24 protein-coding genes are annotated in these 22,785 nt (G+C 43.0%); 6 read left to right on the plus strand and 18 right to left on the minus strand.

Going from position 1 to position 22,785, the window contains the following annotated elements:
- Position 1: 1 nt before the first annotated feature.
- The 9 genes from LU361_RS09330 to LU361_RS09370 all read right to left on the minus strand — a co-directional run bounded on the left by LU361_RS09330 (position 2) and on the right by LU361_RS09370 (position 8,240).
- Positions 2-736, minus strand: coding sequence for an ABC transporter ATP-binding protein (locus LU361_RS09330; protein WP_233088578.1), 735 nt, complete (start codon positions 734-736; stop codon positions 2-4).
- Between the two features lie 4 nt (positions 737-740).
- The gene (locus LU361_RS09335) at positions 741-2,369 is read right to left on the minus strand and encodes a TonB-dependent siderophore receptor (protein WP_233089521.1); all 1,629 of its coding nucleotides are present in this window, start codon (positions 2,367-2,369) and stop codon (positions 741-743) included.
- Positions 2,365-2,850, minus strand: a complete 486-nt coding sequence (locus LU361_RS09340) for a TonB-dependent receptor plug domain-containing protein (protein ID WP_233088579.1) — start codon at positions 2,848-2,850, stop codon at positions 2,365-2,367. Before LU361_RS09340 ends, LU361_RS09335 begins: the two co-directional genes overlap by 5 nt.
- 465 nt (positions 2,851-3,315) lie before the next feature.
- Positions 3,316-3,786 (minus strand): DUF2269 family protein, encoded by a 471-nt coding sequence (locus LU361_RS09345; RefSeq protein WP_233088580.1) that lies wholly within the window; start codon positions 3,784-3,786, stop codon positions 3,316-3,318.
- A gap of 5 nt (positions 3,787-3,791) precedes the next feature.
- A complete protein-coding gene (locus LU361_RS09350) occupies positions 3,792-5,078 on the minus strand; it encodes an SDR family oxidoreductase (protein ID WP_233088581.1) in 1,287 nt (428 codons plus the stop codon).
- Positions 5,079-5,099: 21 nt separating this feature from the next.
- Positions 5,100-5,435 carry a hypothetical protein gene (locus tag LU361_RS09355; RefSeq protein ID WP_233088582.1) on the minus strand — a complete coding sequence of 112 codons (336 nt, stop codon included), beginning with the start codon at positions 5,433-5,435 and terminating at the stop codon, positions 5,100-5,102.
- Between the two features lie 81 nt (positions 5,436-5,516).
- On the minus strand, positions 5,517-6,041 hold the full coding sequence (locus tag LU361_RS09360; protein ID WP_233088583.1) for a GbsR/MarR family transcriptional regulator: 525 nt from the start codon (positions 6,039-6,041) through the stop codon (positions 5,517-5,519).
- 162 nt (positions 6,042-6,203) lie between these two features.
- On the minus strand, positions 6,204-7,181 hold the full coding sequence (locus LU361_RS09365; RefSeq protein ID WP_233088584.1) for an aldo/keto reductase: 978 nt from the start codon (positions 7,179-7,181) through the stop codon (positions 6,204-6,206).
- A gap of 96 nt (positions 7,182-7,277) precedes the next feature.
- Positions 7,278-8,240, minus strand: coding sequence for an NAD(P)H-dependent oxidoreductase (locus LU361_RS09370; RefSeq protein ID WP_233088585.1), 963 nt, complete (start codon positions 8,238-8,240; stop codon positions 7,278-7,280).
- A gap of 157 nt (positions 8,241-8,397) precedes the next feature.
- Between LU361_RS09370 and LU361_RS09375 the strand changes: the two genes are divergently transcribed.
- The 3 genes from LU361_RS09375 to LU361_RS09385 all read left to right on the plus strand — a co-directional run bounded on the left by LU361_RS09375 (position 8,398) and on the right by LU361_RS09385 (position 11,233).
- Positions 8,398-9,294: a LysR family transcriptional regulator gene (locus LU361_RS09375; RefSeq protein ID WP_233088586.1), complete on the plus strand. Its 897-nt coding sequence runs from the start codon at positions 8,398-8,400 to the stop codon at positions 9,292-9,294.
- A gap of 162 nt (positions 9,295-9,456) precedes the next feature.
- On the plus strand, positions 9,457-10,362 hold the full coding sequence (locus LU361_RS09380; protein ID WP_233088587.1) for a DMT family transporter: 906 nt from the start codon (positions 9,457-9,459) through the stop codon (positions 10,360-10,362).
- 112 nt (positions 10,363-10,474) lie between these two features.
- A complete protein-coding gene (locus LU361_RS09385) occupies positions 10,475-11,233 on the plus strand; it encodes a hypothetical protein (protein ID WP_233088588.1) in 759 nt (252 codons plus the stop codon).
- 15 nt (positions 11,234-11,248) lie between these two features.
- Here the strand turns inward: LU361_RS09385 and LU361_RS09390 are convergent, their stop codons facing one another.
- From LU361_RS09390 to miaB, 7 genes are all read right to left on the minus strand, one after another.
- A complete protein-coding gene (locus LU361_RS09390; protein ID WP_233088589.1) occupies positions 11,249-12,091 on the minus strand; it encodes a hypothetical protein in 843 nt (280 codons plus the stop codon).
- Between the two features lie 190 nt (positions 12,092-12,281).
- Positions 12,282-13,178, minus strand: coding sequence for a DUF6279 family lipoprotein (locus LU361_RS09395; RefSeq protein ID WP_233088590.1), 897 nt, complete (start codon positions 13,176-13,178; stop codon positions 12,282-12,284).
- 214 nt (positions 13,179-13,392) lie between these two features.
- A complete protein-coding gene (gene lnt, locus LU361_RS09400; RefSeq protein WP_233088591.1) occupies positions 13,393-14,973 on the minus strand; it encodes an apolipoprotein N-acyltransferase in 1,581 nt (526 codons plus the stop codon).
- A 60-nt stretch (positions 14,974-15,033) separates the two neighbouring features.
- Positions 15,034-15,885 carry a CorC family transporter gene (locus LU361_RS09405; protein WP_233088592.1) on the minus strand — a complete coding sequence of 284 codons (852 nt, stop codon included), beginning with the start codon at positions 15,883-15,885 and terminating at the stop codon, positions 15,034-15,036.
- 60 nt (positions 15,886-15,945) lie between these two features.
- Positions 15,946-16,404, minus strand: a complete 459-nt coding sequence (gene ybeY / locus LU361_RS09410) for an rRNA maturation RNase YbeY (RefSeq protein ID WP_233088593.1) — start codon at positions 16,402-16,404, stop codon at positions 15,946-15,948.
- The gene (locus LU361_RS09415) at positions 16,401-17,501 is read right to left on the minus strand and encodes a PhoH family protein (protein WP_434064664.1); all 1,101 of its coding nucleotides are present in this window, start codon (positions 17,499-17,501) and stop codon (positions 16,401-16,403) included. Before LU361_RS09415 ends, ybeY begins: the two co-directional genes overlap by 4 nt.
- A gap of 178 nt (positions 17,502-17,679) precedes the next feature.
- The gene (miaB, locus tag LU361_RS09420) at positions 17,680-19,095 is read right to left on the minus strand and encodes a tRNA (N6-isopentenyl adenosine(37)-C2)-methylthiotransferase MiaB (RefSeq protein ID WP_286206467.1); all 1,416 of its coding nucleotides are present in this window, start codon (positions 19,093-19,095) and stop codon (positions 17,680-17,682) included.
- A gap of 280 nt (positions 19,096-19,375) precedes the next feature.
- Between miaB and LU361_RS09425 the strand changes: the two genes are divergently transcribed.
- Both LU361_RS09425 and LU361_RS09430 read left to right on the plus strand, forming a co-directional pair.
- Positions 19,376-19,705, plus strand: a complete 330-nt coding sequence (locus LU361_RS09425) for a DUF1820 family protein (protein WP_233088594.1) — start codon at positions 19,376-19,378, stop codon at positions 19,703-19,705.
- 28 nt (positions 19,706-19,733) lie between these two features.
- Positions 19,734-20,504: an alpha/beta fold hydrolase gene (locus LU361_RS09430; protein ID WP_233088595.1), complete on the plus strand. Its 771-nt coding sequence runs from the start codon at positions 19,734-19,736 to the stop codon at positions 20,502-20,504.
- 163 nt (positions 20,505-20,667) lie between these two features.
- On the opposite strand, the gene LU361_RS09435 is transcribed toward LU361_RS09430, so the two are convergent.
- Positions 20,668-21,618, minus strand: a complete 951-nt coding sequence (locus LU361_RS09435) for an alpha/beta fold hydrolase (RefSeq protein ID WP_233088596.1) — start codon at positions 21,616-21,618, stop codon at positions 20,668-20,670.
- A 100-nt stretch (positions 21,619-21,718) separates the two neighbouring features.
- On the opposite strand from LU361_RS09435, the gene LU361_RS09440 reads away from it, so the two are divergent.
- Complete coding sequence (locus LU361_RS09440; RefSeq protein ID WP_233088597.1) at positions 21,719-22,291, plus strand: CGNR zinc finger domain-containing protein; 573 nt, start codon at positions 21,719-21,721, stop codon at positions 22,289-22,291.
- On the opposite strand, the gene LU361_RS09445 is transcribed toward LU361_RS09440, so the two are convergent.
- Complete coding sequence (locus tag LU361_RS09445) at positions 22,288-22,458, minus strand: hypothetical protein (RefSeq protein WP_233088598.1); 171 nt, start codon at positions 22,456-22,458, stop codon at positions 22,288-22,290. The genes LU361_RS09440 and LU361_RS09445 overlap by 4 nt on opposite strands.
- Positions 22,459-22,785 lie beyond the last annotated feature (327 nt).

Genomic DNA, 22,785 nt, shown 5'->3' on the forward strand with positions numbered 1-22,785 from the left:
TTTAGGCCGGCTCTGCGTGTGATGACGTACCAATTGATGATGAAAATGCTTTGTGCACGGTTTCGGTGTCGATACTTTCTTCACCCTGTGCGGTAAATTCGCCCACTAATGTGCCGTTGCGCAGCAGGCCGATTTTATCGGCCACTTGGCAGGCGCCGTAAACATCGTGGGTAACCATAAGAATGGTTTTTCCCGAGTCGGCAAGGCTGCGAATCAGTTGATGAAATTCATCAATGGCGCTGGGGTCTAAACCGGAAGTGGGTTCGTCCAACAATAACACGTCGGTATCGCGTAATATCGCCAAGGCAATTGCGACTTTTTGTCGCATGCCTTTGGAGTAATCGCGCAATTTACGCAGCCGTGCTTCGGCTGCTAACGACACCCGGTCAAGTGCTGCGTCAATGTCGTTTTTATTGGCGCTGGTACCGGCTAATTGCAGAAAATACTCGATATTTTCTCGGGCATTGAGATGCTCATACAAAGACGCCGATTCGGGTAAATAAGCAATCATTTTACGAGCGCTGGCTACATCGGAAGTCACGTCTTTATTGTTGACTTGAATCGTACCGCTTGAGGGCGAAAGAAATCCCAAAAAGCTCAACAGTGTTGTTGATTTTCCCGCACCGTTACCGCCGAGCAGGGCGTACACTTCTCCGGTGTCAACGGCAAAGGTAATTCCTTTTAAAATTTCTTTTCCAGAACGGGTAATGTGCAGTGAATGGGTTTGTAATTTCATAGCATTAAAACCGGAATGTTGTGGATAGACGAACATTACGCGGCGTGCCTGGTTGCACCCAAACGTCGGCAAAAGAGTTGGTGTAATGCTCTTCGTCGAACAAGTTATTTATTTCTGCGCGTAATTCCAAAAATTCTGAGATTTCGTAATTGGTAGCGATTTGAACGGTGGTGTAGCTGGGTAATTTAAAATCTTGATCGCTGAAGAAACCGTTGCGTTCGTCTACGTAAGTTAAGCCACCGATTAAATCCAATGACTTGCCCGCCAGTTGCGTGCGCTGGACTACGCGCAAACTGAGTTGGTTTTCAGGAATATTTAAAAGATCGGAGCCCGCAGGAACGACAGTGCCGAAATCAGGATCATTAAACGCGTTTTCGGTTTCAGCATCAATATACGAGTAAGACAACCAAACGCTCAATGTATCGGTTAAATCACCTTTTAAATCAAGCTCAACGCCTTGGCTGCCTGCTTCACCAACAGCAGTTGCATTAAAGTCTTCGTCTACCGTTGAAATATTTGACTGTTCAACATCAAAAATTGCAAAGGTTCCCTCAATGGCACCGTTGTTTAAGGTAAAGTTAAGACCGATTTCTGTTGATTTTGATTCATTAGGGTCAAGATTATTATCATCGGTTGCCCCAGACAGTGGCCGGAAATTTTCTCCGTAAACGGCGTACAACGACAGTGCTTCGGTGGCTTTATAAACGACACCAAATTGTGGGCTCACCTGTGTTTCGGAAAAGGTTGAGATTGTATTCGAGCGGCGATTATTGAGCTTTTGATCGTAGTCATCAATACGAGCACCCAATCGAATATCAATCTTTTCGGTCAAACTGATTTGATCTTGAATGTATAAGCCCACCGATTCTTGAGTTTCAATTCGATCAGCATTGGGTAAAGGCTCTGGTAATTCGAATGCGCCAAATACGGGATTGAAGATATTAATTTCTTGATTAAATTCGCGGTTGCGAATTCGTAAAATAAATTGGTCGTTTTCGAATTCGTCAGCATCTACACCCACAATAATTCGATGGGCGAGATCACCTGTATCAAAACTGCCGCTGATCTCGGCACGAAATACTTGATAGGTAGCATCGTAGTCGCGGAATCGACGAAAACGTCCGAAGTTACCGTCTTCATCTGGGGCCGAAAATCCATTCTCAGTGGCGAAGCCCTCTAGTGAGGTATCGCGGTAGTTAAAACCGAGAAGTGCGCTCCAGTTATCGTTGAAGTCGTGTTGAAATTCGATTTGATGGCCGACGGCTTCTGTTTCTATCGGGCCATCGCCAGGCTCGCCAAGAAAACGGCGTTCAGGAATAACACCGAGTTCACCATCAATAGCAATAACGCCGCGATCGAAAGGAATTTCTTGATGGCTGTATTCAAGTTCGTAAACCAGTTGGCTACGTTCATTTAATAGGAAAGTAAAAGACGGCGTTAACCCTTGTTTTTTTGTTTCGATGGTATCGCGAAAACTTTCAGCGTCTTCGTAAAAACCAACAACACGAACGGCAACGCTATCGGAAAGCGGTGAGGTCCAATCGACATCGGTACGGTAGGTATCAAAACTGCCCGCAGATAAACGTACTTCACCGTCTGTTTCAAACGTTGGACGTTTAGCGACAAGGTTAATGGTGCCGCCAGGTTCGCCACGGCCAAATAACGCCGCGCGTGGGCCTTTTTAAAACTTCAACGGATTCAATTCCAGAAAGATCGCGTGGACCGCCAAATCCGCGACCGGCGTTAAAGCCGTTAACAAGGTAGTTGCTTGGTAGATTGCCATCACCGACAAAGCCACGCACTGCAAAACTGTTCCACAAACCGCCAAAGCTATTTTGGCGAGCAACCGAACTGGAAAGATCCAACGCCTGATTAAGATCAATTGCACCAGCATTGCGCAGTGCTTCTGAATCAATTGTCAGTTCTGATTGAGGTGTTTCTAATGCAGTAAATTGTCCCTGATAGGCTTGGCGTTTTCCAATAACCACGACATTTTCGAGTTCACGGTTTTCTTTGGTTTCATTGGCTTGAGCCAACGCGGCGTTAGCCATTAATACGCAACTGGATAGGGTGACGGAATGCAACAGCGTTGCCCGCGCAGAAAGGTTTTTCACAATTTACTCCTAATTGAAATGCTCACCGGGAACAGTGGAAGCAGTCAGGAAAAGATAATCTAAATAATAATCAGATATTCATTGATGTTATATCGTATCATTTCGATTACAGAATTGTCTAACCTCTATGGCGGGCGACTGCGAGAAAAGTCACAGTAACGTAGAAAAGCTCTGAACGTGATAAGCCTTAATTAACGCGCTGTTATTCAAAGAATGATGATTATTGAAAGCGTATTTGTTTGTTCAAAATTGTCTGGCGCGATTTGTATGAATGTTTTACTGGGTGGTTATATTAAATTGACTTAACTTGGTAAGGTGAAGCTTCTAAGTTACTTTTTTAAATCACTGAACTTAAACCACTGAACTTAAACCATTGATCATGAGGTTTGAAGCTGTGTAGAAAACAGAGCTTTCGCCGTTGGCCGCTGTTTTTATCGTTAATCAGAGGCTCCTTAATGAAACGTTTTACAAAAATGTTGGTTTAAATACTATTAAAAAATAAATGATAATCATGGCGATAAATGCAGGAACTCCCAACCAAAACCAAATGCGTGCGTAGTGCTGATAGTCTGCACCGAGTTTTTCATTATTCGCCAGCGCGTTATCGGCTAATTCTCTCATTCGTATTTGTAGCCATACCACCGGCAGCCAACACGCACCCGCGAACAGGTAAAGTAGAATGGTTGCGACCACCCAATCTTGAGTGAGGCTAAATCCCAATAAATGCAATAACCAAAATCCAGAAATGGGCTGAATGATGATGGTGGGCGTGGTGAAAATCCAATCCGCCAATACCACGGAACGATTCGTTTTTACTATCGCCTGTAAATTTCCGCTTCTGTCGGTGATCCATTTATAAAATGCGCTGCCAATACCGGTTCCGAACAGTAAAGTAGAACTTAAAATGTGAAGGGTTTTAATCAGCAAATATTCCATTTGTGTTAATCCTTTTCCAAAATCAGCATCACGTAGGTGGCGATAATTAAAGGGAAATTTTTAGTGATTGCCCCGAAGGGATGTATCCAGTGGTGAGGTAGCCAGACACTAATGATAAAGGTGTAGGCAAGTATGATAATAATCTGAATTATTACCGTGGTTTTAAGGTGGATACGAAGTAACATGGCCACGCCTAAACTGACATCAACCAAAGCAGCGCCGTAGAGCATCAGCGGCTGGAATCTTGTCGGCATACCTATGTCTGCCAGCATTTTATAACTGGTTTCAATCGGAAAAATAAACGCAGACGTAATTCCGGTAAATATCCATAACAGAGCAATAGTTACGCGTAAAAGCGGACCTATAAAAAATAATTTGGCGTGCCAGCGATCCGCTTGATTATCGGGATGCTGCTCAAGTGCACGATCAATACTTTGTGGCGTAAATCCGAATTCATTCACAAATGCTTGAGGATTTCCGGTATTTCCTCTTTTTAGCATGCCGATCGATTCGTTTGAAATAGGTGTGTTTTGTAATAATCCGGTTTTAAGTATTACTGTTAATATAAAGGAAAATTGAATAGGTGTGAAAAACTGCGGCGCTGACAAGCCAAGAGAATTCCTTAATTGAATGTACAAGTTTTTTAAGTTGATCGGCTCGGGGCCTACAAATTCTAGGTTTTTATTGGTATTAAAGGGCTTGTTGACCAAATAAGTTATCGCTTGGGTTACGTCGTCAACATGGATTGGTTGAATAAGCTGATCGCCAGAATCAATCAGCGGAATTTTTGGTAAAGCGGCCACAGCTTTGAATAACGCCATGCTTTTCGCTCCCGGACCGTAAATAATTGAAGGTAGAATAATCGTCCAGTTGAGCGAGCTATTTCTCAGGTATTGATCAGCTTTAAATTTGCTGATGTGATAATCGCTGAGTGCGTTTTCGTCGGCGCCCAAAGCAGATATTTGAATGACGCATTGTATGCCCACACATTCACACGCTTTAAATAGGGCGATGGGCGTCTCGGTGTGTACTTGATGAAAGGTCTGGTTTTGTTGCTCTTTAATAATTCCGACGGCATTAATAACAATGTCGATATTGTTTAATCTTGGTATCCACATTGAAGGCGTGCAATCCTCAGAAAAATCCACCGCCAGAGTATGAACTCTAGCGTGTTGATTTTTAAGGGATGCGGGATTTCTTGCGCAGGCAATAACTGTATGGCCATCGTCGATTAATTTAGGAATTAAATTTTTCCCGATAAAACCGGTTGCTCCTGTTATTAAAATACGCATGTGTAGTGCTCCATTTGCGTTTTATGGGTTGTCTGCCTTGATGCTTTTACCAATGACTCTGCCGATTACGGCTAAGGCGATGAATCCACCTAGAAGTATGCGAAATACCGCTTGGCGCAGTTCATCGGCAAGGTTGATGTGTTCGTACGCGGTTGTCGGTGCGTAATAGATGACTACCATTAAGGGAGAAATTACCAGCATAAGTTGGGTGAACATGACCCAGAAATTAGCTCGTTCTACCGTGCCGCAGGTGTCGGTTAGGATTGCTTTTAGCGGCGGTTTGATCAGTAGGATTAGTGCAATGCTCACTGCAACGCACAGTGCAGCTTCGGCGAAAAGTAATGTGAGTGTGTTCATATCCGGTCTCCTATTAAAACATTTCTTCTTTTTACAGTAATTTCTGTATTAACAGAAATTATAGGGCAAAAAAGGGGAGAGCTATTTCCCCAAAAAATTTTGTATTTTTGATCCCAGCTTAATCAGTTTTTGCAGTGTTGGTTTCGGCAAGACTTTAATTTGTTGATGCCACGTATCTAGGGTTTCGGTGAATTCCAAGACGTCTTTTATTCGCTCTTTTACTTCTGCGGGGGTTTTCTTGTCTTGCTCGCTTTCCAGCACGCATTCGCGCAAAACGGTCATGGTTGGATCCAATTCTCGCTTTTTTCGACCCTCAATAATGGTGTAGAACAGCTCCCAGGGGTCTTTGGTGGTTTCAAAGTGATCGCGCCTGTCTCCCAGTTGGTGCACAACTTTAACCAGTTGCCAGGTTTGTAATTCTCTAATGCTGGTGCTGACGTTCGAGCGAGCGACCCCTAAGGTTTCGGTAATTTCTTCGGCATTCATTGGCTCTGATGACAAGAAAAGTAATGCGTGAACTTGGGCTACGGTTCGGTTGACGCCCCAGCGTGTGCCCATTTCTCCCCAGTGGAGGATGTACTTTTCCATTACCGGTGTTAACTTCATTTTCTTCTCTACACTAATTTCTGTAATTACAGAAATTAGTGTAGAGTGTCACTGTTGTCAAGTGAAATCTAAAGATGATGAATGAATATTCTCCGATAACGTTATTGTGCTGTGGTGTCCTGCGGTGTGAATGCGCTAATGTATTGGCCCACTAAGAAACGCTTACACTAATGTGTCTCCATCTGCGGCGCCAATTGGAAACAGCTGATTAATTTTATTCAGTATTTCTGGCGATAAATCGATGCTTTCAGAGGCGGCGTTTTCTTTAATGCGTGATATTTTGCGTGAACCAGGAATCGCGTAAATGTCCTCACCCTGATGTAACAGCCACGACAGTGCCAATTGTGCGGTTGTAATTCCTAAATCTTGTGCAATTTTTGATAAAGGTGCGAATCTGTCTTGGTTATTTTTCAGATTTTCTCCGACAAACTTGGGATTATTATTTCTAAAATCGTTTTCGGCGAGATCGTTTACTTTTCCTGTTAGGAATCCAGAGCCTAACGGCGACCAGGCAACTAATGCAATTCCTAATTCTCGAAGTGTGGGTAATAAATCGATCTCGGCCTCTCTTCGCCACAATGAATATTCGTATTGAACAGCAGCAATTGGATGCACCGCGTGAGCGCGACGAACTTGGTCGGCGGTAACATTACTTAATCCCAGATAACGAATGTTACCTTCCTTAACTTCTCGTGCCATTGCCTCGACGGTTTCTTCGATGTCTAAATTGGGATCTGGATAATGAGCGTAATAAAGATCAATGTAGTCTGTGTTGAGTCGGGTTAAACTGGCACGCAAAGCTTTGGCAAAATAATTGGGCGTTGCGTTAATGTTCAAACCAAATCCCCAACCTGTTTCGATCGTGTTGCCTTGCTCGGTTTCGTCAAAGACAATGCCAAATTTGGACGCAATAAACGCTTTGTCTCGTTGACCATTAATTGCTTTTGCAATTAATGACTCGTTACGCCCAGCGCCGTATGCATCAGCGCTATCAATCATTACATTGTTTTCAATGGCGTATTTTAATGCATTAACACTGTCGTCATCGCTGATGGCGCCGTAATAACCTTCTAGCACCATCGCTCCATAACCCAATCGATTGATAGGGGTTGATGTATTTTTCAAATTTAAACGAGTCATAATGTCTCCTAAAAATGTGTCGATCGAGTATTAAATGGACTGTTAAATGGATTTTTAAAAAGATTGCCAAATGAGCTTTAATAATTGGTGAGCAACTCAGTTTGCTGTTGGTGTTACGCGGTAATCATGAATAATAAATTCTTCTCGATGGTTGAAGGTTCCAAGCCAGGTTTCATTGACTAAAATATTAACGGGCTTGCCTTGGTATTCGGAATGTTCGTGGGTTTCAGCAACGAGGCGCACACGTAGCTCGACCTTAAAATCTTTTCCAGAATTATGGATGTCTATTTGCTCTACTTGATGGTTGCAATTAGGCTTAAATGCAGACTGGACTTTTTTGTACCACGCGATAAAACCCTGGTGGCCGGTAAAGTTTCCCTCGGGCATATGTAACGAAACATCATTTGATAGATGCGATAAATAATAAAGTTCGCTATGTGTTAAATCATCAAATTGGGTAAACCATTGGGTAATAAATTGTTGTAGTTTCTTTTCTGGGGAATGTATTAGATGATTTAATTGTTGAAGTAGCACTTTGCAATGATGCTGTGCTCGTTGCGCTACATTTTCAAGAGTATTATAAACACCAGGAATATAGACCATTCGATGGCTGTAGACTGGCGGATGATAATTCATTCCCGTTAAATATGCGGTTTGCTCCAGCGGCTTTATTAATTCTTCAATGTTAAAATGATTGTAACCCAATGGATTGTATGACTCTTCGGGTCCGCCAATGGTGAACGACAAAATAAAATCTTTACCTTTCAGTTTGTCACCCTGAGAGCCGTAGGCAAAATTATAACTAAGAGTATCGTCAAGCCATTTTTTAAGTAACCCGGGTACGGAATACCAATAAAATGGAAACTGTAAAATAATAATGTCGGCTTCAAGTAATGCTTTTTGTTCGGCATCAACATTAATATTGTAATTTGGGTAGAGTTGATCCAATCGTCGTATTTCAATATCCGGCGAGCTGTCTGCAAGTGAATTCAAAATGGTTTTGTTGGTGTGTGACTTTTCCAAATTAGGGTGACCCGATATAACAACAACCCGACTCATGACATCTCCTCAAGCAGCAGAAACGGTGGTAACTGCCAAGCAGTATATGCCGTGCCATACATAATATTTAGATGCTTATTAGCTACTTAATTGTTAGTATTAAGCTAACAGTTAATAGTCAGGTTTTTCTCTAAGGGTGAGGGTGTAAGAGGTACGCATGCGAGGTGCTACGTACAATCAACTGCTGATATTTCACGCCATCGTCGAAGAGGGCAGTATTCGCGGTGCCGCGCGAAAGCTTGAGCTGGCGCCGCCTTCGGTGAGTAACGCACTCAAGGCGTTGGAGGCAAATTTGGAACTTCCGTTATTGGTTCGTACGACTCGATCAATGGAGCTAACAGAAGCGGGGCGCTTGCTGTACGACAACACAACGGCGGCGGTTTTATCGTTGAATACCGCGTTAGAAACTGTGCACGATTTGAGTCGAGAGCCCACGGGCAAAGTTCGTCTTACCTTGCCTAAGTTTGTTTATGATTGGTTGTTAAAGCCAATATACGCGGATTTCTGCCAGCTTTATCCGGATATTCAGTTAGAAGTGGTTATTTCTGATGCGACTATGAACCTAGTATCGGAAAACATTGATATCGGTATTCGGTTTGGCCACAAAGTAGAAGAAGGCATGGTGGCGAAGCAATTAACTCATTCCATGAAAGAAGCGTTATTTGCATCTGAGTGCTACCTTGAACGCTACGGTGTTCCCCAAACGCTAGAGGAATTGGCAAAACACCGAATGATTCAATATCGATTTATTACTTCGAATCAGTTGGCGCCATTGGTACTGGAAAAAGAAGCGAATAAAATTGAAGTTAAAACGTCACCGGCAGTTATCGTTAATGATACCGATATGATGGTTGACGCTGCGAGAAAGGGGTTGGGTATCGGCAGAATTGTCGAGCCGATTGTGACAACTGAATTCGATAACAAGCAACTTATTCCCGTTTTAAAACAATATTGGGCTACTTATCCGGGCTTGTTTTTGTATTTTCCGCAAAATAGTCAGAGAGCGAAAAGAGTAAGAGTGCTGGTGGATTTTTTGATAAAAAACATTCAATAAACTCTTAATAGTTTTCATCCAAAATAATCGCTTTTGCGTGTTTAACAAATTTGTGTTTAACAAAAATTCTTTTTGCGGTTTGTACGACCTTAAGCAGAATAGCTTTAAACAAATTAGTGTAATTATAAATGTCCATAGTCAATAGATTTTTAACAGAGAGAAATGCGTATTAAAAGTCATAGGCCCTACTTAACCGCCGACTTATTATTAATTGTTGCTACCGTTTTAGCGGCATTTGGTTGGATGTTTTCTAAAGAGGTGCTTACGCATTGGGCGCCTCTGTTGTTTATTGGTGTTCGATTTATTTTAGCCGCTGTGATTCTCGGTATTTTTGGAACACGTCAGTTATTAGCGTTAACCAAAGAAAACTGGATTACCGCGTTGGTGGTGGGTGTGTTTTTCTCCATTGCCATTGTGTTTTGGGTGTATGGCCTTCACTACGCGGAACACATTGGTGTTGGGGCATTTCTTACCAGTTTGGGTGTTATTCTAGTTCCGGTCGTACAACTCTTTTTTGGCGAGCGTTCCGACCGAAAAGTTTGGTTTACACTGCCCATTGCTATTGCAGGATTAGCTGCTTTATCGCTGGAAAGTTCCTTTGGGTTTAATTTAGCTGAGTCCGCTTTTTTAACCTCTGCATTGCTGTTTGCCATTTATTTTTCCTTGAACAGTCGTGCAGCTATTAAGGTTCCTTTAGTTGCATTGACTTCTGTGCAATTGCTCTGCGTGGGTGTTATATCCTTATTGCTGTCGTTGGTTGTGCAAGAGCCGTGGGATTTAACACCTCCGGTAGAAACCTGGTATTGGTTGTTAGCCAGTGTGCTGATTGCAACGAGTTTGCGTTTTTTTATTCAAACCTCAGCACAGCGAATTACCACTGCAACCCGTGCTGCATTGATGATGACTCTTGAGCCAGTTTGGGCTGCTATTATTGCATCCTTTTGGTTTGATGAGCGCATGAGTGAGCTGCAAATATTGGGTTGCACACTTATTTTTCTTGCTTTAGTGATCAGCCGTATCCCGAATTGGTCCTGGATGTTGAAAACTGTTGGTAGGAATAATCGGTAATTTATAATGATATTTTTGAGCTTGATTCTGATTAGAGGAGAAAGAATTCTGCTAAGGTTAATCAGAAGCTCGTTAAGTTTACCAATCAATCAATTCAGCTGACTTTAGCGTTATGAACCCTGAATCTCCCTGTCCTAGTTGTGGCTACGTCAGACAATCTACAGACCAACATGTACATGAAGGGCTGTGCCCAAGCTGTGGTATTGCTTACCAGAAATGGCGAGATAAAAGTAAGCACCTTAACGAAGAGCCATCTTTAGATGCTGTGCAGTCTTCGTCGCGTCAATCGCTGCGCCATTCGTTCTCTTCCTCTTTAGCGAATGTTTTTCTTAGTGTGCCAGAAAACGTATCCACCCCCTTATTTTACGGACGATTATTCACACTGATTATTTTTTCTGTTTGGGGAATGTACTTTATTGTCGGCGGTATCGATTGGCAGCGTATTGGCGGGTCGTTTTTGCACAGTGTTATCTTACCTTTTCATGAATTTGGCCATGTACTGTTTATCCCTTTCGGGCGGTTTATGGCGATTTTAGGTGGAAGCCTATTTCAGGTGGCTATGCCATTAGCATTGATGTTCGCGTTTTCACTGAAAAATAAAGATAATTTTGCCGCAGGATTAATGCTGTGGTGGTGTGGTCAGAGTTTTATTGATATATCGCCGTATATTCTTGATGCTAGATACCGAGCATTACCCTTGATTAGCGGTAACGAGTTAGGCCACGACTGGGGAAATTTACTGACTATGACAAACAGCCTCGATAAAACAGAGTTTATTGCTTACTCTGCATTTTATATTGGCAGTGGCCTGATTTTGTTTTCTATCGCTTGGATGGGTTTTATTTTGTATAAAATAAAAAACAAATTATGAAATTTAAACAAACATTTACGCGGGTAATTCTTCGAGATTGTGTTCTTGAGTTGTCGGTTCTGGTTGGTTTTCTTTCGATTGTATGTACTCAAACCAGCCGTTAAACCTTTGAATGTAATAGGCTCCACCAAAACCATCATTTTTATCGTAAATAATGTGAGGTCTTCGGCCTCCACGAAGGACTAAGTTTTTCTCAGATCCGTCCTCAACTTCCCAATAAGATAACGTTGTAAATAGATAATTGTCGTTAATTAAATAGCCTACGAAGTTGGGGAGGTGGTTGTATCGATAAAGGTTAATGCTTACATCGAGGTGTTTTTGGGAATCAATTTTACGTTTTATTCTTTGAATTTCTTTTACTGTAGTCGTGACGGATTCGTATCGTTCTCGACTGGTTTCTAGTCTATCTAAGATTTTATTATCGATTAATGCTATATCAATTTTTATCTTTTTGTTCAGTAGGGAATGCTTGTCGTTTTTATCGAGAAATTTAGATAGAACGGTACCCCATCCGGTCGTTCCAGCTATGGCGATATATTTTATAGTGATTCTGTTTTCATTGCTGGTTAGATTGTAGATTCTGTCGATTAAATCTGGTGATTCTACAATGGATATTTGTTTGTTGCTGTCTTTTAATTTATTAAAAATATCAAATAAAACTTCAATGCAAATTAAAATTAAAGAGAAGATTAGTGAAGATTGAGCTGATTCTTTAACTCCTGGAGAAAAATTGAAAACTTCATCAGGAATGATTTCAAGTATTATTGCGACAATAACTAGAATGAAGCAAATTTCCTTTTTATATTCTTGAAATGCTTCTTTTAGTCTGATGTAGAACTTCTCTTTGCGAGTATCCATACTATTGACCGAGTGAGAGTTTTTATGCTTATTGGTATATGTAAAATAAATAAACTCGGTTTTTCAGTCAAGGTGTGATGCTGTTCACAATATATTGTTTTGTAGTAACTTCTTTTTTACTTGATTCTAATTTTATATATGAATTGGTTGTTTAAGTTTTAGAACATGTTCTTTTATCTATCATTGTTGGTTATATCCCCGCTTTCAAAACCTTTTCTTTAGCGTCAATTCCAGCTAAATCAAGAAAGTCTGTCTGATATTTTCGGAGTTTAGAGAACAGTTTGCGTTTTTGTTTTTTGGTGAGTGTTTTGTGCAATTGCACAATCATGTTGTAGGTGATTTGTTGATTGTGCTCACTGATTTTTTGGTGCTCTTCATTGAGATGCTCTGGGTACTTGAAAAGAAGCGTTGTTAACTGTTGTTCGTTTTCTGGTTGGTTCAAATCACTCGATAATGCGCTTTTAAATTCTTGGCGCCATTTTCTATTTCTTTCCGTGCCGTAGGGGTGTGTGCTTTTACCGAGATTGTATGAATCGGCAATGATTTGTTTTTGTTCGTCGTTTAGTTTTCCCAGGTATTTTGCAAAGAATTTCTGGGCGCCTTTGATGCGTTTTTCTTGACGCTCTTCGAATGTGGTTTCTTCAATGTCTTTTAAGTTATCTTTTTCTTGTTCTTCTAGGGTTGTTAAGATGTTTTGAACTTGCTCTTCGCTCAGCGTAGAGACAATAGAAATCGTTGGTTTTTGAAGTTGTTGGGCGCTCGTATCCCAAAGTTGCTGAACTTGGTCGAGAACCGACGCTACATCGTCAGTATTAATTTCTGACTGATCCAGTTGGGTGATGGTTTCTTCAATAAAACTTGAATAACGAACGAGTTCGTTTTCTCGATGCCAGCGATGAAAGTCTTTACTCGCACTTTTTAAGGCTTTGCTTTGATCTTTGTTCAAATCGACGTAGTCGTTGACTTGCCAACGAATCCAGTTATCCAAAAAGCCGTAAGCCAATTTGGTTTGCGAGCAACTGGTGAGCGATAGACAAAGGATGACAAACAGTATTTTCGTCAACAGACTATTCGGTGTAATTTTCACAGGCCAATTCCAAAAAGATTAACGAGTTGGTTAAAACACAAAATACATCTTTGGTTAATTTATAGGCTTTTCATAAAAAATGCACGAGAACTATTCGCGATTTTGAGCGATTGTAACGGCTCCCAAAGTGAATAATGGTTCAGGTATGTGGATGCATTATTGGATTTGATTATTGAATCGATCCTGAACCAGTATTTTTTATATACGACAATTCTTAATAATAGGATTTTGGTGCTGTCGCTCGACGAGTTAGAAAAGCACAGAAAATTAAGCCTAGAAAGAGGGCAATGACGGGAGTGTTTTTCCAGGTCATAAAGGGTGTTGCACCGGTCATGGGCACAATCGTCCCCGACAGTGTTTCTTGAGTGAACTGGGCTGTTTGTTCAGTCATTTTGCCGGTTGGGTCGACGACGGCGCTGATGCCGTTGTTGGTGGCTCGTACAAGGTAACGTTGGGTTTCTAGTGCGCGCATTTGTGCCATTTGCATGTGTTGCAATGGGCCGATTGAATCGCCAAACCAAGCGTCGTTGGAAATTGTTAATAGTAAATGCGAATTCTGAGCTAAGCCTGCCACCAGTGTTGGGTAGACGACTTCGTAGCACACCGAAGGAGAGACAATTAAATCACCCACTTTTAGCCCACTTTGTCCGGGCTCTCCCGCAGCAATGATGGACGTCGGTAAATCGAAAAAGGCCAAGGTTCCACGCAGCCACTGTTCAAGCGGTACGTATTCGCCAAAGGGTACTAAACGTGTTTTGTGGTAAATACCTTCGGCATTACCGATGCCAACAATACTGTTGTGAATTTTTCGGGATTCGAAATTTTCGTAAAGAACGCCGGTCACTATCGCGCTGTTATGCTCTTTGGCGGCGTCGCTCATTTCATCCAAATAAGGCCGTGCGCTTTGATACAACATCGGAATCGCAGCCTCCGGCCAGATAATAAGATCGTTGTGCCAGAGTTCGTTGGTCATTGATGTGAAGCGGTCCAATGTGGTTTGGCGAAAGCCTTGGAGCCATTTTACTTCCTGGGGAATATTGGCTTGAACAATACCCACGTTAATTTCTGTGTCTTGCTTTTGGGTCCAGGTAATGGTCGATAAAACGCTTCCGGTTAGCCAAATTCCGGCGACGGTTGCTGCTAATAATCCAGCGGATAATTTTTGCTTTTTCCCAACTAAGCGCACGCATTGAATGAAAAACCCGACACTCAAAATCGAGGCTGCGGTAATCAGCAGAACTCCGCCAACAGGGGCGTAACCCGCCAGTGGTGAACTCAGGTGGCCGTAGCCTAAATAGAGCCACGGAAATCCAGTTAAAAACCAGCTTCGCAGCCATTCACCGAACAACCAAAAACCGGGAGCACCAAAAACAATAATGGTTGTGGGAGAAAAGCCGACGAGTCTTCGAAACAGCAAATACGGTAACGCGAAAACAACGGCTAAGCCAAACACGAAGGCACTGGTAAGAAGTATGGCCAGAGGTTTTGAGGTCATCCCAAATTGATGAATGCTCACGTATACCCAAGACGCCCCGGTGCCGAAAAAACCGCAGGCAAATACCAGCGTTAGCAAAAAAGGCGACATGGGCCGAGTTAGAGCCAAAGTAAGTACGCCAAAGCTGATTAAGCCAATGGGCCAGTAATCCCAAGGTGCCATAGAGAGTGTGGCGATTGCGCCTGCAATTGCGGTGGCAATGAGAGTGAGTAATGACTGGAGTCGAGAAAGCTTGGGGTAGTAAGAATTGATAGAAGACGCCTGGTGCGCTTCAACAATAGAGTGTGAGTCTTGTGTCAAAATCTTCGCCGCTTTAAAAATACTGCCCTTTCCGGTGGAAAAGGCAGTGTTTGATTACTGTTACTCTGGAAGCGTTAAGCGTATCAAATGTATTTGACGACTGTCCGCATATAAAACGCGGAATATGTGATTGTCGATCTCAGTAACTTCGTTTCTGGTCGGAAGGTGGCCGAAGGCACGAATCAAAATGCCGCCAATGGTATCGACTTCGGATTCGTCGAAGCCGGCTTCGAATTCTTCGTTGAATTCTTCGATGGGCATCAGGGCTTTGATGACGTATTCGCTGTCGGAGACTTTACGCACATAGCCGTCGTCGTCTTCGTCAGTTTCGTCTTCGATTTCACCGACGATTTTTTCCAATACGTCTTCAATGGTAACTAATCCGGCAATTGCGCCGTATTCATCAATCACCAATGCCATGTGGTAGCGGTTTTCTCTGAATTCTCGCAACAACACATTTAAGCGTTTGCTTTCAGGAATGATACTCGCCGGACGAATAATATGATCGAGAGAGAAGCCATCGGTGCCATTTAAAATCAGTGGCAATAGGTCTTTTGCAAGCAAAATTCCTTTGATGTCATCCATAGAATCGCCGACAACGGGGAACCGTGAGTGAGCGGATTCGATAATCGTAGGGAGAAAATCGGAAGGGCCTTCATCAGCTTTGATCACCACCATTTGCGAGCGTGGAATCATAACTTCTCGGACTTGGCGTTCTTGTACGTCGATTGCGCCTTCAATCATGCCGACAGCTTCGTCATCAAGTAATTGATTGGCTGCGGCTTCTTTGATTATGTTGAGTAGGTCCTCACGGGATTTAGGTTCTGCCGAAAAGCTCGACATCAACTTATCTAACCAAGATTTATCTTGGCCTCGTGAGGACAATCGACTACTCGATGAGTCTTCGCTCATGGGGGGTAAACTCTCCTGTTTAGAAATCGAACTGTACCTAGGTAAACGTTCATGTCTGTGCTATTCACTTATGACGTAAGGGTCGGGAAAGCCGAGTTTTTGCAGTATCTCGATTTCCAGTTTTTCCATAATTTCCGCGTCATTTGGCTCAATGTGGTCATAGCCTTGGAGGTGTAGCGTGCCATGAATCACCATGTGAGCCCAGTGAGCAGTTTGGGTTTTCCCCTGTTGTTTGGCTTCTTCGTTGACGACATCGGCGCAAATGATTAGATCACCCAGCAAGCTCAGTCCCAATTCCTCAGGAATCTCTGCCGGAAAGGACAATACATTGGTGGGTTTATCTTTTGCGCGGTAATCGCGATTGAGTGTTTGAATTTCGTCTTCATCGACAATCCGGATGGTCATTTCCGACTCAGTATTATCGGCACTCAACGCCGACTGAGCCCAACTCATCAGTAAGTCTTCATCCGGTAGCTCTGTGCTGTCACAGGCCACTTGCAGGTCTAGTGCGAAACTCATGATTTATCGGATTCGTTCTCTTGCTCTGCTCGATCGTAGGCTTCTACGATGCGTTGAACCAGCGGATGTCTGACGACATCTTTGGCGCCAAAAAAGGTGAAACTAATTCCGTTAACGCCATCGAGAACCTGCATTGCATGTTTTAACCCCGAGGCTTGGCCGCGAGGTAAGTCAATTTGACTGGGGTCGCCGTTGATGACTGCGGTGCTGCCGAAACCGATTCGCGTCAGGAACATTTTCATTTGCTCACGCGTGGTGTTTTGGCTTTCATCGAGGATTACAAAAGCGCCATTGAGTGTGCGACCGCGCATGTAGGCTAGGGGAGCAACTTCAATCACGTTGCGTTCGATGAGTTTGCCGACGGTTTCAAATCCGAGCATTTCATAGAGCGCGTCGTACAGTGGGCGAAGATAAGGGTCCACTTTTTGAGAGAGGTCTCCGGGTAAGAAACCCAATTTCTCTCCGGCTTCGACCGCCGGGCGGACTAATAGAATTCGTTCGACTTCGTCTTTTAATAGGGCTTCTACCGCGCAGGCCACTGCGAGGTAAGTTTTACCGGTGCCAGCCGGACCAATCCCGAAATTGATGTCGTTTGTTTGTACCGCACGCACGTATTTTTGCTGATTGCGACCGCGCGGTTTGACGGTGCACTTTTTGGTGCGAATCAGCGTGATGTTGTCGTCGGCCCCAGATTGGGATTCTACGCTGGGTTTGTTGCCGTTTGTGAGTACTTCCAAACTTGCTTGCTGAAGTGCGAGATGGACTTCATCGGGCGTGAGATCTACCGATGCTTCGGTACCTTTGTACAGGTTAGCCAACAATGCACTGGCCGCTTCAACATTCGAAGTGTCACCGGAAATGGCAAACTGGTTGCCTCGGGAACTGATATCGACACCCAATCGTTGCTCGATTTGGCGAATGTGTTCGTCGAACTGACCACACAAGCTTGCCAATCGCTTAGCGTCGGCTGGTTCTAAAGCTAGTTGGTGAGTTTGAGTCTGAGCGGTGTTTGCAGATGGTTCAGCATTTTGATCTTGGCTTGCTGAGTCAACGGCGGCATTGTCAGGTTTGGAGGCTGTAGTTGTGTGATTATTCAATGGAAATTAGTAACCGTCCTTCGCGGTTGAAAACTCTGAAAGTAGCCTAAACCAAAACGGGCAATCAGAGAAGCGTTATTAGACTAGAATCCTAGGTAAAATTCAGTGAAATTTCTAATATACGCCGCTGTTGATTGCACGTTTTGTAATTTTGGCGACTGTTTAGTGATTTCCGCTATCAGAAATCCGCTTCTAATTCGCTGGCGAGTAAAATTCCGCGCAGTGAGTTGGGTAAGGCTTCTTCAATTAAGATGTCTGCAAACTTACCGATCAAGCGGGCATCATCGCATCGGAAGTTGACCACTCGATTGTTTTCAGTACGGCCAGACAGTTGCCCCGGATCTTTCTTGCTGTAGCCCGAAACGAGTACTCGTTCGGTATTTCCGACCATTTGTCGGCTGATGATTTGTGCCTGGCTGGTGATTTGATGCTGCAGCTCGCGCAAACGCTCTTTCTTTATACTTTCTGGCGTTTCATCTTCAATGTCAGCCGCTGGTGTTCCTGGGCGCGGGCTATAAATGAAGCTGAAGGAGTTATCAAAGTGCATGTCTTTGATCAGTTTCATGGTGTCGTTGAAATCCGCTTCGGTCTCGCCAGGGAAGCCAATAATGAAGTCGGATGAAAAGCTGATATCTGGACGAATTTTCTTGAGCTTACGCAGCTTAGATTTGTACTCCAAGCAGGTGTGGCCGCGTTTCATCGCCATTAGGATTCGATCGGAACCGCTTTGAACCGGCAGGTGAATATGGCTGACCAGTTCTGGCACGGTGGCGTAAGTATCGATAAGTGCGTCTGAAAACTCCACCGGATGCGATGTTGTGAAGCGAATGCGGTCGATTCCATCTACCGCCGCTACCCTGTGGATAAGTTCTGCTAAATCGACAATGTCACCGTCGTTGTCTGGGCCGCGATAGGCATTCACATTTTGGCCGAGCAAGTTGATTTCGCGAACGCCTTGGCCCGCTAAATGCTCGATTTCAAGCATAACGTCGGCAACCGGACGGCTGACTTCCTCACCGCGAGTGTATGGCACCACGCAGAATGTGCAGTATTTGGAGCAACCTTCCATAATAGAAACAAACGCAGAAACGCCGTCGGCTTCTGGTTGCGGGAGGCTGTCGAACTTTTCTATTTCGGGGAAGCTAATGTCGACGACAACGGCGCCGTTGTCCCTCGGTGTTTCCATCATCTCTGGCAGTCGGTGCAGAGTTTGCGGGCCGAAAATTAAGTCTACGAAGGGTGCTCTTTCGGCGATGGCTTCGCCTTCTTGGCTGGCAACGCAACCGCCAACGCCAATGACGACGTCAGGGTTTTTGGTTTTCAGGTTTTTCCAACGACCCAACTGATGGAACAGCTTTTCTTGTGCTTTTTCACGGATAGAACAGGTATTCACCAACAGCACATCGGCGTCTTCAGGATCGTCCGTGGTGATCATTTGGTGGGATTCACCCAAAAGGTCGCGAATACGATTGGAGTCGTACTCGTTCATTTGGCAACCATGAGTTTGAATAAACAATTTCTTCACAGGTTTGCTGAAGGTTGATTGAGTCTCTGAGTTTGATTCAAGGGTACTCGGGTTGTCCAACTCGGGCATGATTAAATCCGGTTAATTTGTGATCTAAAAAAGAGGCGGGATTATAAACCCAGTCTACTCGCGCTGCCAGAGATACCGACAGTTAGTTGCAGAGATACCGGCAGTTAATTGATAGGTATTTGCCGAGATTTGGCCACGAAGTATGAATGGTCATTTTAAGGAATAAAACGTATTTTCGGTACTCTAACGATTATCTGGGCTTGAAATAGGGGGAATTTCGACCCATATGTGCTATTCTCGCCCGCCGCAATTTTCAGGCGATTAGTTAACGGATACATGCATGAGTAAGGACCCCGTGTACAAAGTAATTTTTTACAACCAATCACAGGTTTATGAGATTTTTGCCAAGGCTATCTACCAAAGTGAAATGTACGGTTTTATTGAGGTGGAAGAATTTGTTTTTGGCGAACGCGCTCAAATCGTGGTTGATCCAGCAGAGGAAAAATTAAAAGCTGAGTTTGCTGATGTGAAGCGCTCGTATATTCCTATGCAAGCGATAATTCGCATTGATGAAGTCGAAAAGTCAGGAACCAGTAAAATTAGTGAAGTAAAATCTACGGATAAGATCGCAACCTTGCCGTTTCCAGGTCAAGCTCCCAAAAACGATTAATCCCGACTTTCGTCTGTAGGATGTTTTCATGAAGCTCAACTTTAAACAGTTCAGTGATCAAGGCGAACCCTTGATCATGATGCATGGCTTATTTGGCTCGCTAGAAAATTTGGCTGGCATTGCAAAACTGCTGGCCGATGAATTTACGGTTTACAGTCTGGATATGCGCAATCATGGCCGCTCGGGTAATACCGACGAAATGACATTGGCCGACTGTGCGCAAGACGTGGTTGAGTTTCTCGATGCCCAAGGCATTGAGCAGGCAAATTTGTGGGGGCATTCTCTTGGCGGTAAAGTCATGATGGAATTGGCTTTGACGCACCCTCACCGAGTTAAGTCTCTTGTTGTTGCTGATATTGCCCCAGTGGATTATGAAACACCGCGCCATGAACACATTTTTGCCGGGTTAAAATCCGTCAATTTAAATGAAATCACATCCCGCGCTGAGGTGGATGAGCACTTAAAGTCGTTTATCAAAGAATTGCAGGTTCGAAGCTTTATTTTGAAAAATTTATATAAAGCGGAAGATGGCAGTTTTGGTTGGCGCGCTAATGTGGATTCATTGCATTCGAATTATCGTAATATTATTGGCCCTAACCGACACGACCAAAAATACACAGGGCCAGTTTTATTTTTAAAAGGCGCTGAGTCCGATTACATTTCTCCAGATCACCGCGAAGCCATTGGCAGTCGTTTTCCCAATGCCGATTTAAAAATTGTTTCTGGAACCGGTCATTGGTTGCATGCGGCAAAACCCACCATCATTGCTCGCCTAACACGCAGTTTTCTACAAAATTAATTCTTTTTCTTTTTCCGACGCTTAAACAAAAAAACTCTGATTGCTTTTTAAGGCAACCAGAGTGCGTTAATTATTTTATAAAAGCTGCGGAATTTCTTTGGTTGGTATTAAACACCCTAAAACCACATAACTGTTGCGCGGTTTTAAATTGATTATCTATTAATTATTTAATTTTTCGTTTTGCTAAAAAGTGACGAATTTTTTCTGAGATGATCGCGTGATCTTCTTCCAGGGCGAAATGTCCGGTATTTAAAATATTGTAATCAATATCTTTCACGTCTTTCTTAAATGCTTCTGCACCTGATTCTGGGAAGAACGCATCATTTTTACCCCACACAACCAAGACCGGTGGTTGCTCTTTTCTCAAATACGCTTGCCATTGTGGGTACAATTTAACGTTATTTTGATAATCGTAGAACAACGCCAATTGGATTTCTGTTTGTCCTGGGCGTGAAATGTTGGCGTAATCCAAAATCCAGTTGTCTGGAAGAATCGATTCTGGGTTGCGCGTACCGTGGGTGTATTGCCATTTCATCGCATCAGCGCTGTATACATTTTTCTCGATGATTGCGCCTAATTCTTTGGTTGGAGTTGACCAATATTGAATGATGGGAGCCCAAGAATCTTTATTAATTCCTACCTCATAGGCATTACCGTTTTGGGTAATGATTGACTGAACTCGCTCTGGATTTGCTGCGGCAATGCGGAAGCCGATTGGCGCGCCGTAGTCTTGCATCATGATGGAGTATTTCTTGACGCCTTTCTTCTCAAGGAAGGTATTCACGACTTTGGCTAGGTTATCAAAGGTGTAGGTGAATTCTTCTTTAGAAGGAAAGCTACTGTTACCGAATCCAGGGTAGTCCGGTGCAATCAAGTAGTAGTCGTCAGACAGGGAGGCCAATAATTCTCGATACATATGAGAAGAAGACGGGAATCCGTGCAATAGAACAATCGCTGGATTGGACGGGTCGCCAGCTTCACGGAAAAAGATCTCCTGGCCATCGACTTTCTCTGTGCCATAGCGTACGTCGCCCGATAGCGCTTGGGCGCTTGCTGCGCTGACGAAGATTAGCACTGTTAATAAGAATCGTAAGGGGGTGGTGCATTTAGACATAGTGTGCCTCTAGGTGATTTATAACCGTTAAAAGGTGTTTAGAACGGTTATAAATTATCAGTGCTTGCATAACCTGTCAACAGTGCTTAAACTGGTTAGAATGGAAAATCAGGAAGTAAACTTTTTATATCTGGCAAATAATCTTGCTGTCGACTTCATCAATACCAGTATTGTTGACCGCGGCAATGAGATAGAACTGCTAGAAGATGTCGATGACTTAATTCGCTGGGGGCGCTCCGCCGGCTTAAGTGTTCATATCGACGTTGACGGACCTTGTCGTTTGGGTTCGGTTAAAGAGTTAAGAGATGCAATTCGTTCATTGTTTAGCGCTAAGCTCGATGATGAGCCTGCGCCAACGGACGCGCTTGGTATCTTGAATCAATGGTTGCCAAAAGGGGTTGTCGAAAAACGCCTTGAAGAAATTGAGGGGCAATTTGTCATGTCGCCTCTGTATCACGAATTGTCGGTCGATATGTTGCTTGGCCATGTAGCAACTGAAGCCGCTTTGTTACTTTCATCGTCTCAACTTACCAAACTTAAGCGCTGTGCAAATCCCAAATGCGTGTTAATGTTTTTAGATGTTTCTCGCTCGGGTAAACGTCGTTGGTGTTCTATGGATCTTTGTGGTAATCGGTCGAAAGCCGCCACTTATTATATGAACACCAAAAATTAACGCTTACTTTTCTTTTTAAAAATCTCTTCTTTTAATTTCTCTCCAATAAAAATTAGATAACAATATCTTTTCCACAAGTTTTTGGTTGTTTCTTTGTTTGCTGCTTTTTTTGGTGTTGTGTGTGGTAATTTTTTTGATTGAAGTTTTTGCAAATTATTTTTTCTCATTTTTTAATTTTTTGTTAAATCGAGTAATTCTGATTCAAATAATTGTAAAGCTGTTGGTTGGGTGTCTGTTTTTTTTAATGTTTTTATTTTTGTAATTGTTTGTTGTTGAATTGGAAATAATAGTTTTTTATTTCTTTTAAGTTATATTTATTAAAATAGTTTCTTGGTGCTTTAAAAATTAAATTTTTCACCAGTTTTATTTTTTGCTTAAAAATTTATTTTGTTAATAAGAATTGAAGATGATCAAAATTTATTTTTATAGTCTAAAAATAAAAATGTAACTTTCATCAAATTTTTATCTCTTAGAGTCTCATTTTTTATTTTTCT

This window comes from Sessilibacter corallicola (assembly GCF_021290925.1).
In the GTDB taxonomy this organism is placed as follows: Bacteria; Pseudomonadota; Gammaproteobacteria; order Pseudomonadales; family Cellvibrionaceae; genus Sessilibacter; species Sessilibacter corallicola.

Coding starts and splice junctions, on each gene's coding strand:
- LU361_RS09330 (WP_233088578.1), bottom strand. CDS start 736: ATGAAATTACAAACCCATTCACTGCACATTACCCGTTCTGGAAAAGAA.
- LU361_RS09345 (WP_233088580.1), bottom strand. CDS start 3,786: ATGGAATATTTGCTGATTAAAACCCTTCACATTTTAAGTTCTACTTTA.
- LU361_RS09350 (WP_233088581.1), bottom strand. CDS start 5,078: ATGCGTATTTTAATAACAGGAGCAACCGGTTTTATCGGGAAAAATTTA.
- LU361_RS09355 (WP_233088582.1), bottom strand. CDS start 5,435: ATGAACACACTCACATTACTTTTCGCCGAAGCTGCACTGTGCGTTGCA.
- LU361_RS09360 (WP_233088583.1), bottom strand. CDS start 6,041: ATGAAGTTAACACCGGTAATGGAAAAGTACATCCTCCACTGGGGAGAA.
- LU361_RS09365 (WP_233088584.1), bottom strand. CDS start 7,181: ATGACTCGTTTAAATTTGAAAAATACATCAACCCCTATCAATCGATTG.
- LU361_RS09370 (WP_233088585.1), bottom strand. CDS start 8,240: ATGAGTCGGGTTGTTGTTATATCGGGTCACCCTAATTTGGAAAAGTCA.
- LU361_RS09375 (WP_233088586.1), top strand. CDS start 8,398: ATGCGAGGTGCTACGTACAATCAACTGCTGATATTTCACGCCATCGTC.
- LU361_RS09380 (WP_233088587.1), top strand. CDS start 9,457: ATGCGTATTAAAAGTCATAGGCCCTACTTAACCGCCGACTTATTATTA.
- LU361_RS09385 (WP_233088588.1), top strand. CDS start 10,475: ATGAACCCTGAATCTCCCTGTCCTAGTTGTGGCTACGTCAGACAATCT.
- LU361_RS09390 (WP_233088589.1), bottom strand. CDS start 12,091: ATGGATACTCGCAAAGAGAAGTTCTACATCAGACTAAAAGAAGCATTT.
- LU361_RS09405 (WP_233088592.1), bottom strand. CDS start 15,885: ATGAGCGAAGACTCATCGAGTAGTCGATTGTCCTCACGAGGCCAAGAT.
- ybeY (WP_233088593.1), bottom strand. CDS start 16,404: ATGAGTTTCGCACTAGACCTGCAAGTGGCCTGTGACAGCACAGAGCTA.
- miaB (WP_286206467.1), bottom strand. CDS start 19,095: ATGCCCGAGTTGGACAACCCGAGTACCCTTGAATCAAACTCAGAGACT.
- LU361_RS09425 (WP_233088594.1), top strand. CDS start 19,376: ATGAGTAAGGACCCCGTGTACAAAGTAATTTTTTACAACCAATCACAG.
- LU361_RS09430 (WP_233088595.1), top strand. CDS start 19,734: ATGAAGCTCAACTTTAAACAGTTCAGTGATCAAGGCGAACCCTTGATC.
- LU361_RS09435 (WP_233088596.1), bottom strand. CDS start 21,618: ATGTCTAAATGCACCACCCCCTTACGATTCTTATTAACAGTGCTAATC.
- LU361_RS09440 (WP_233088597.1), top strand. CDS start 21,719: ATGGAAAATCAGGAAGTAAACTTTTTATATCTGGCAAATAATCTTGCT.
- LU361_RS09445 (WP_233088598.1), bottom strand. CDS start 22,458: ATGAGAAAAAATAATTTGCAAAAACTTCAATCAAAAAAATTACCACAC.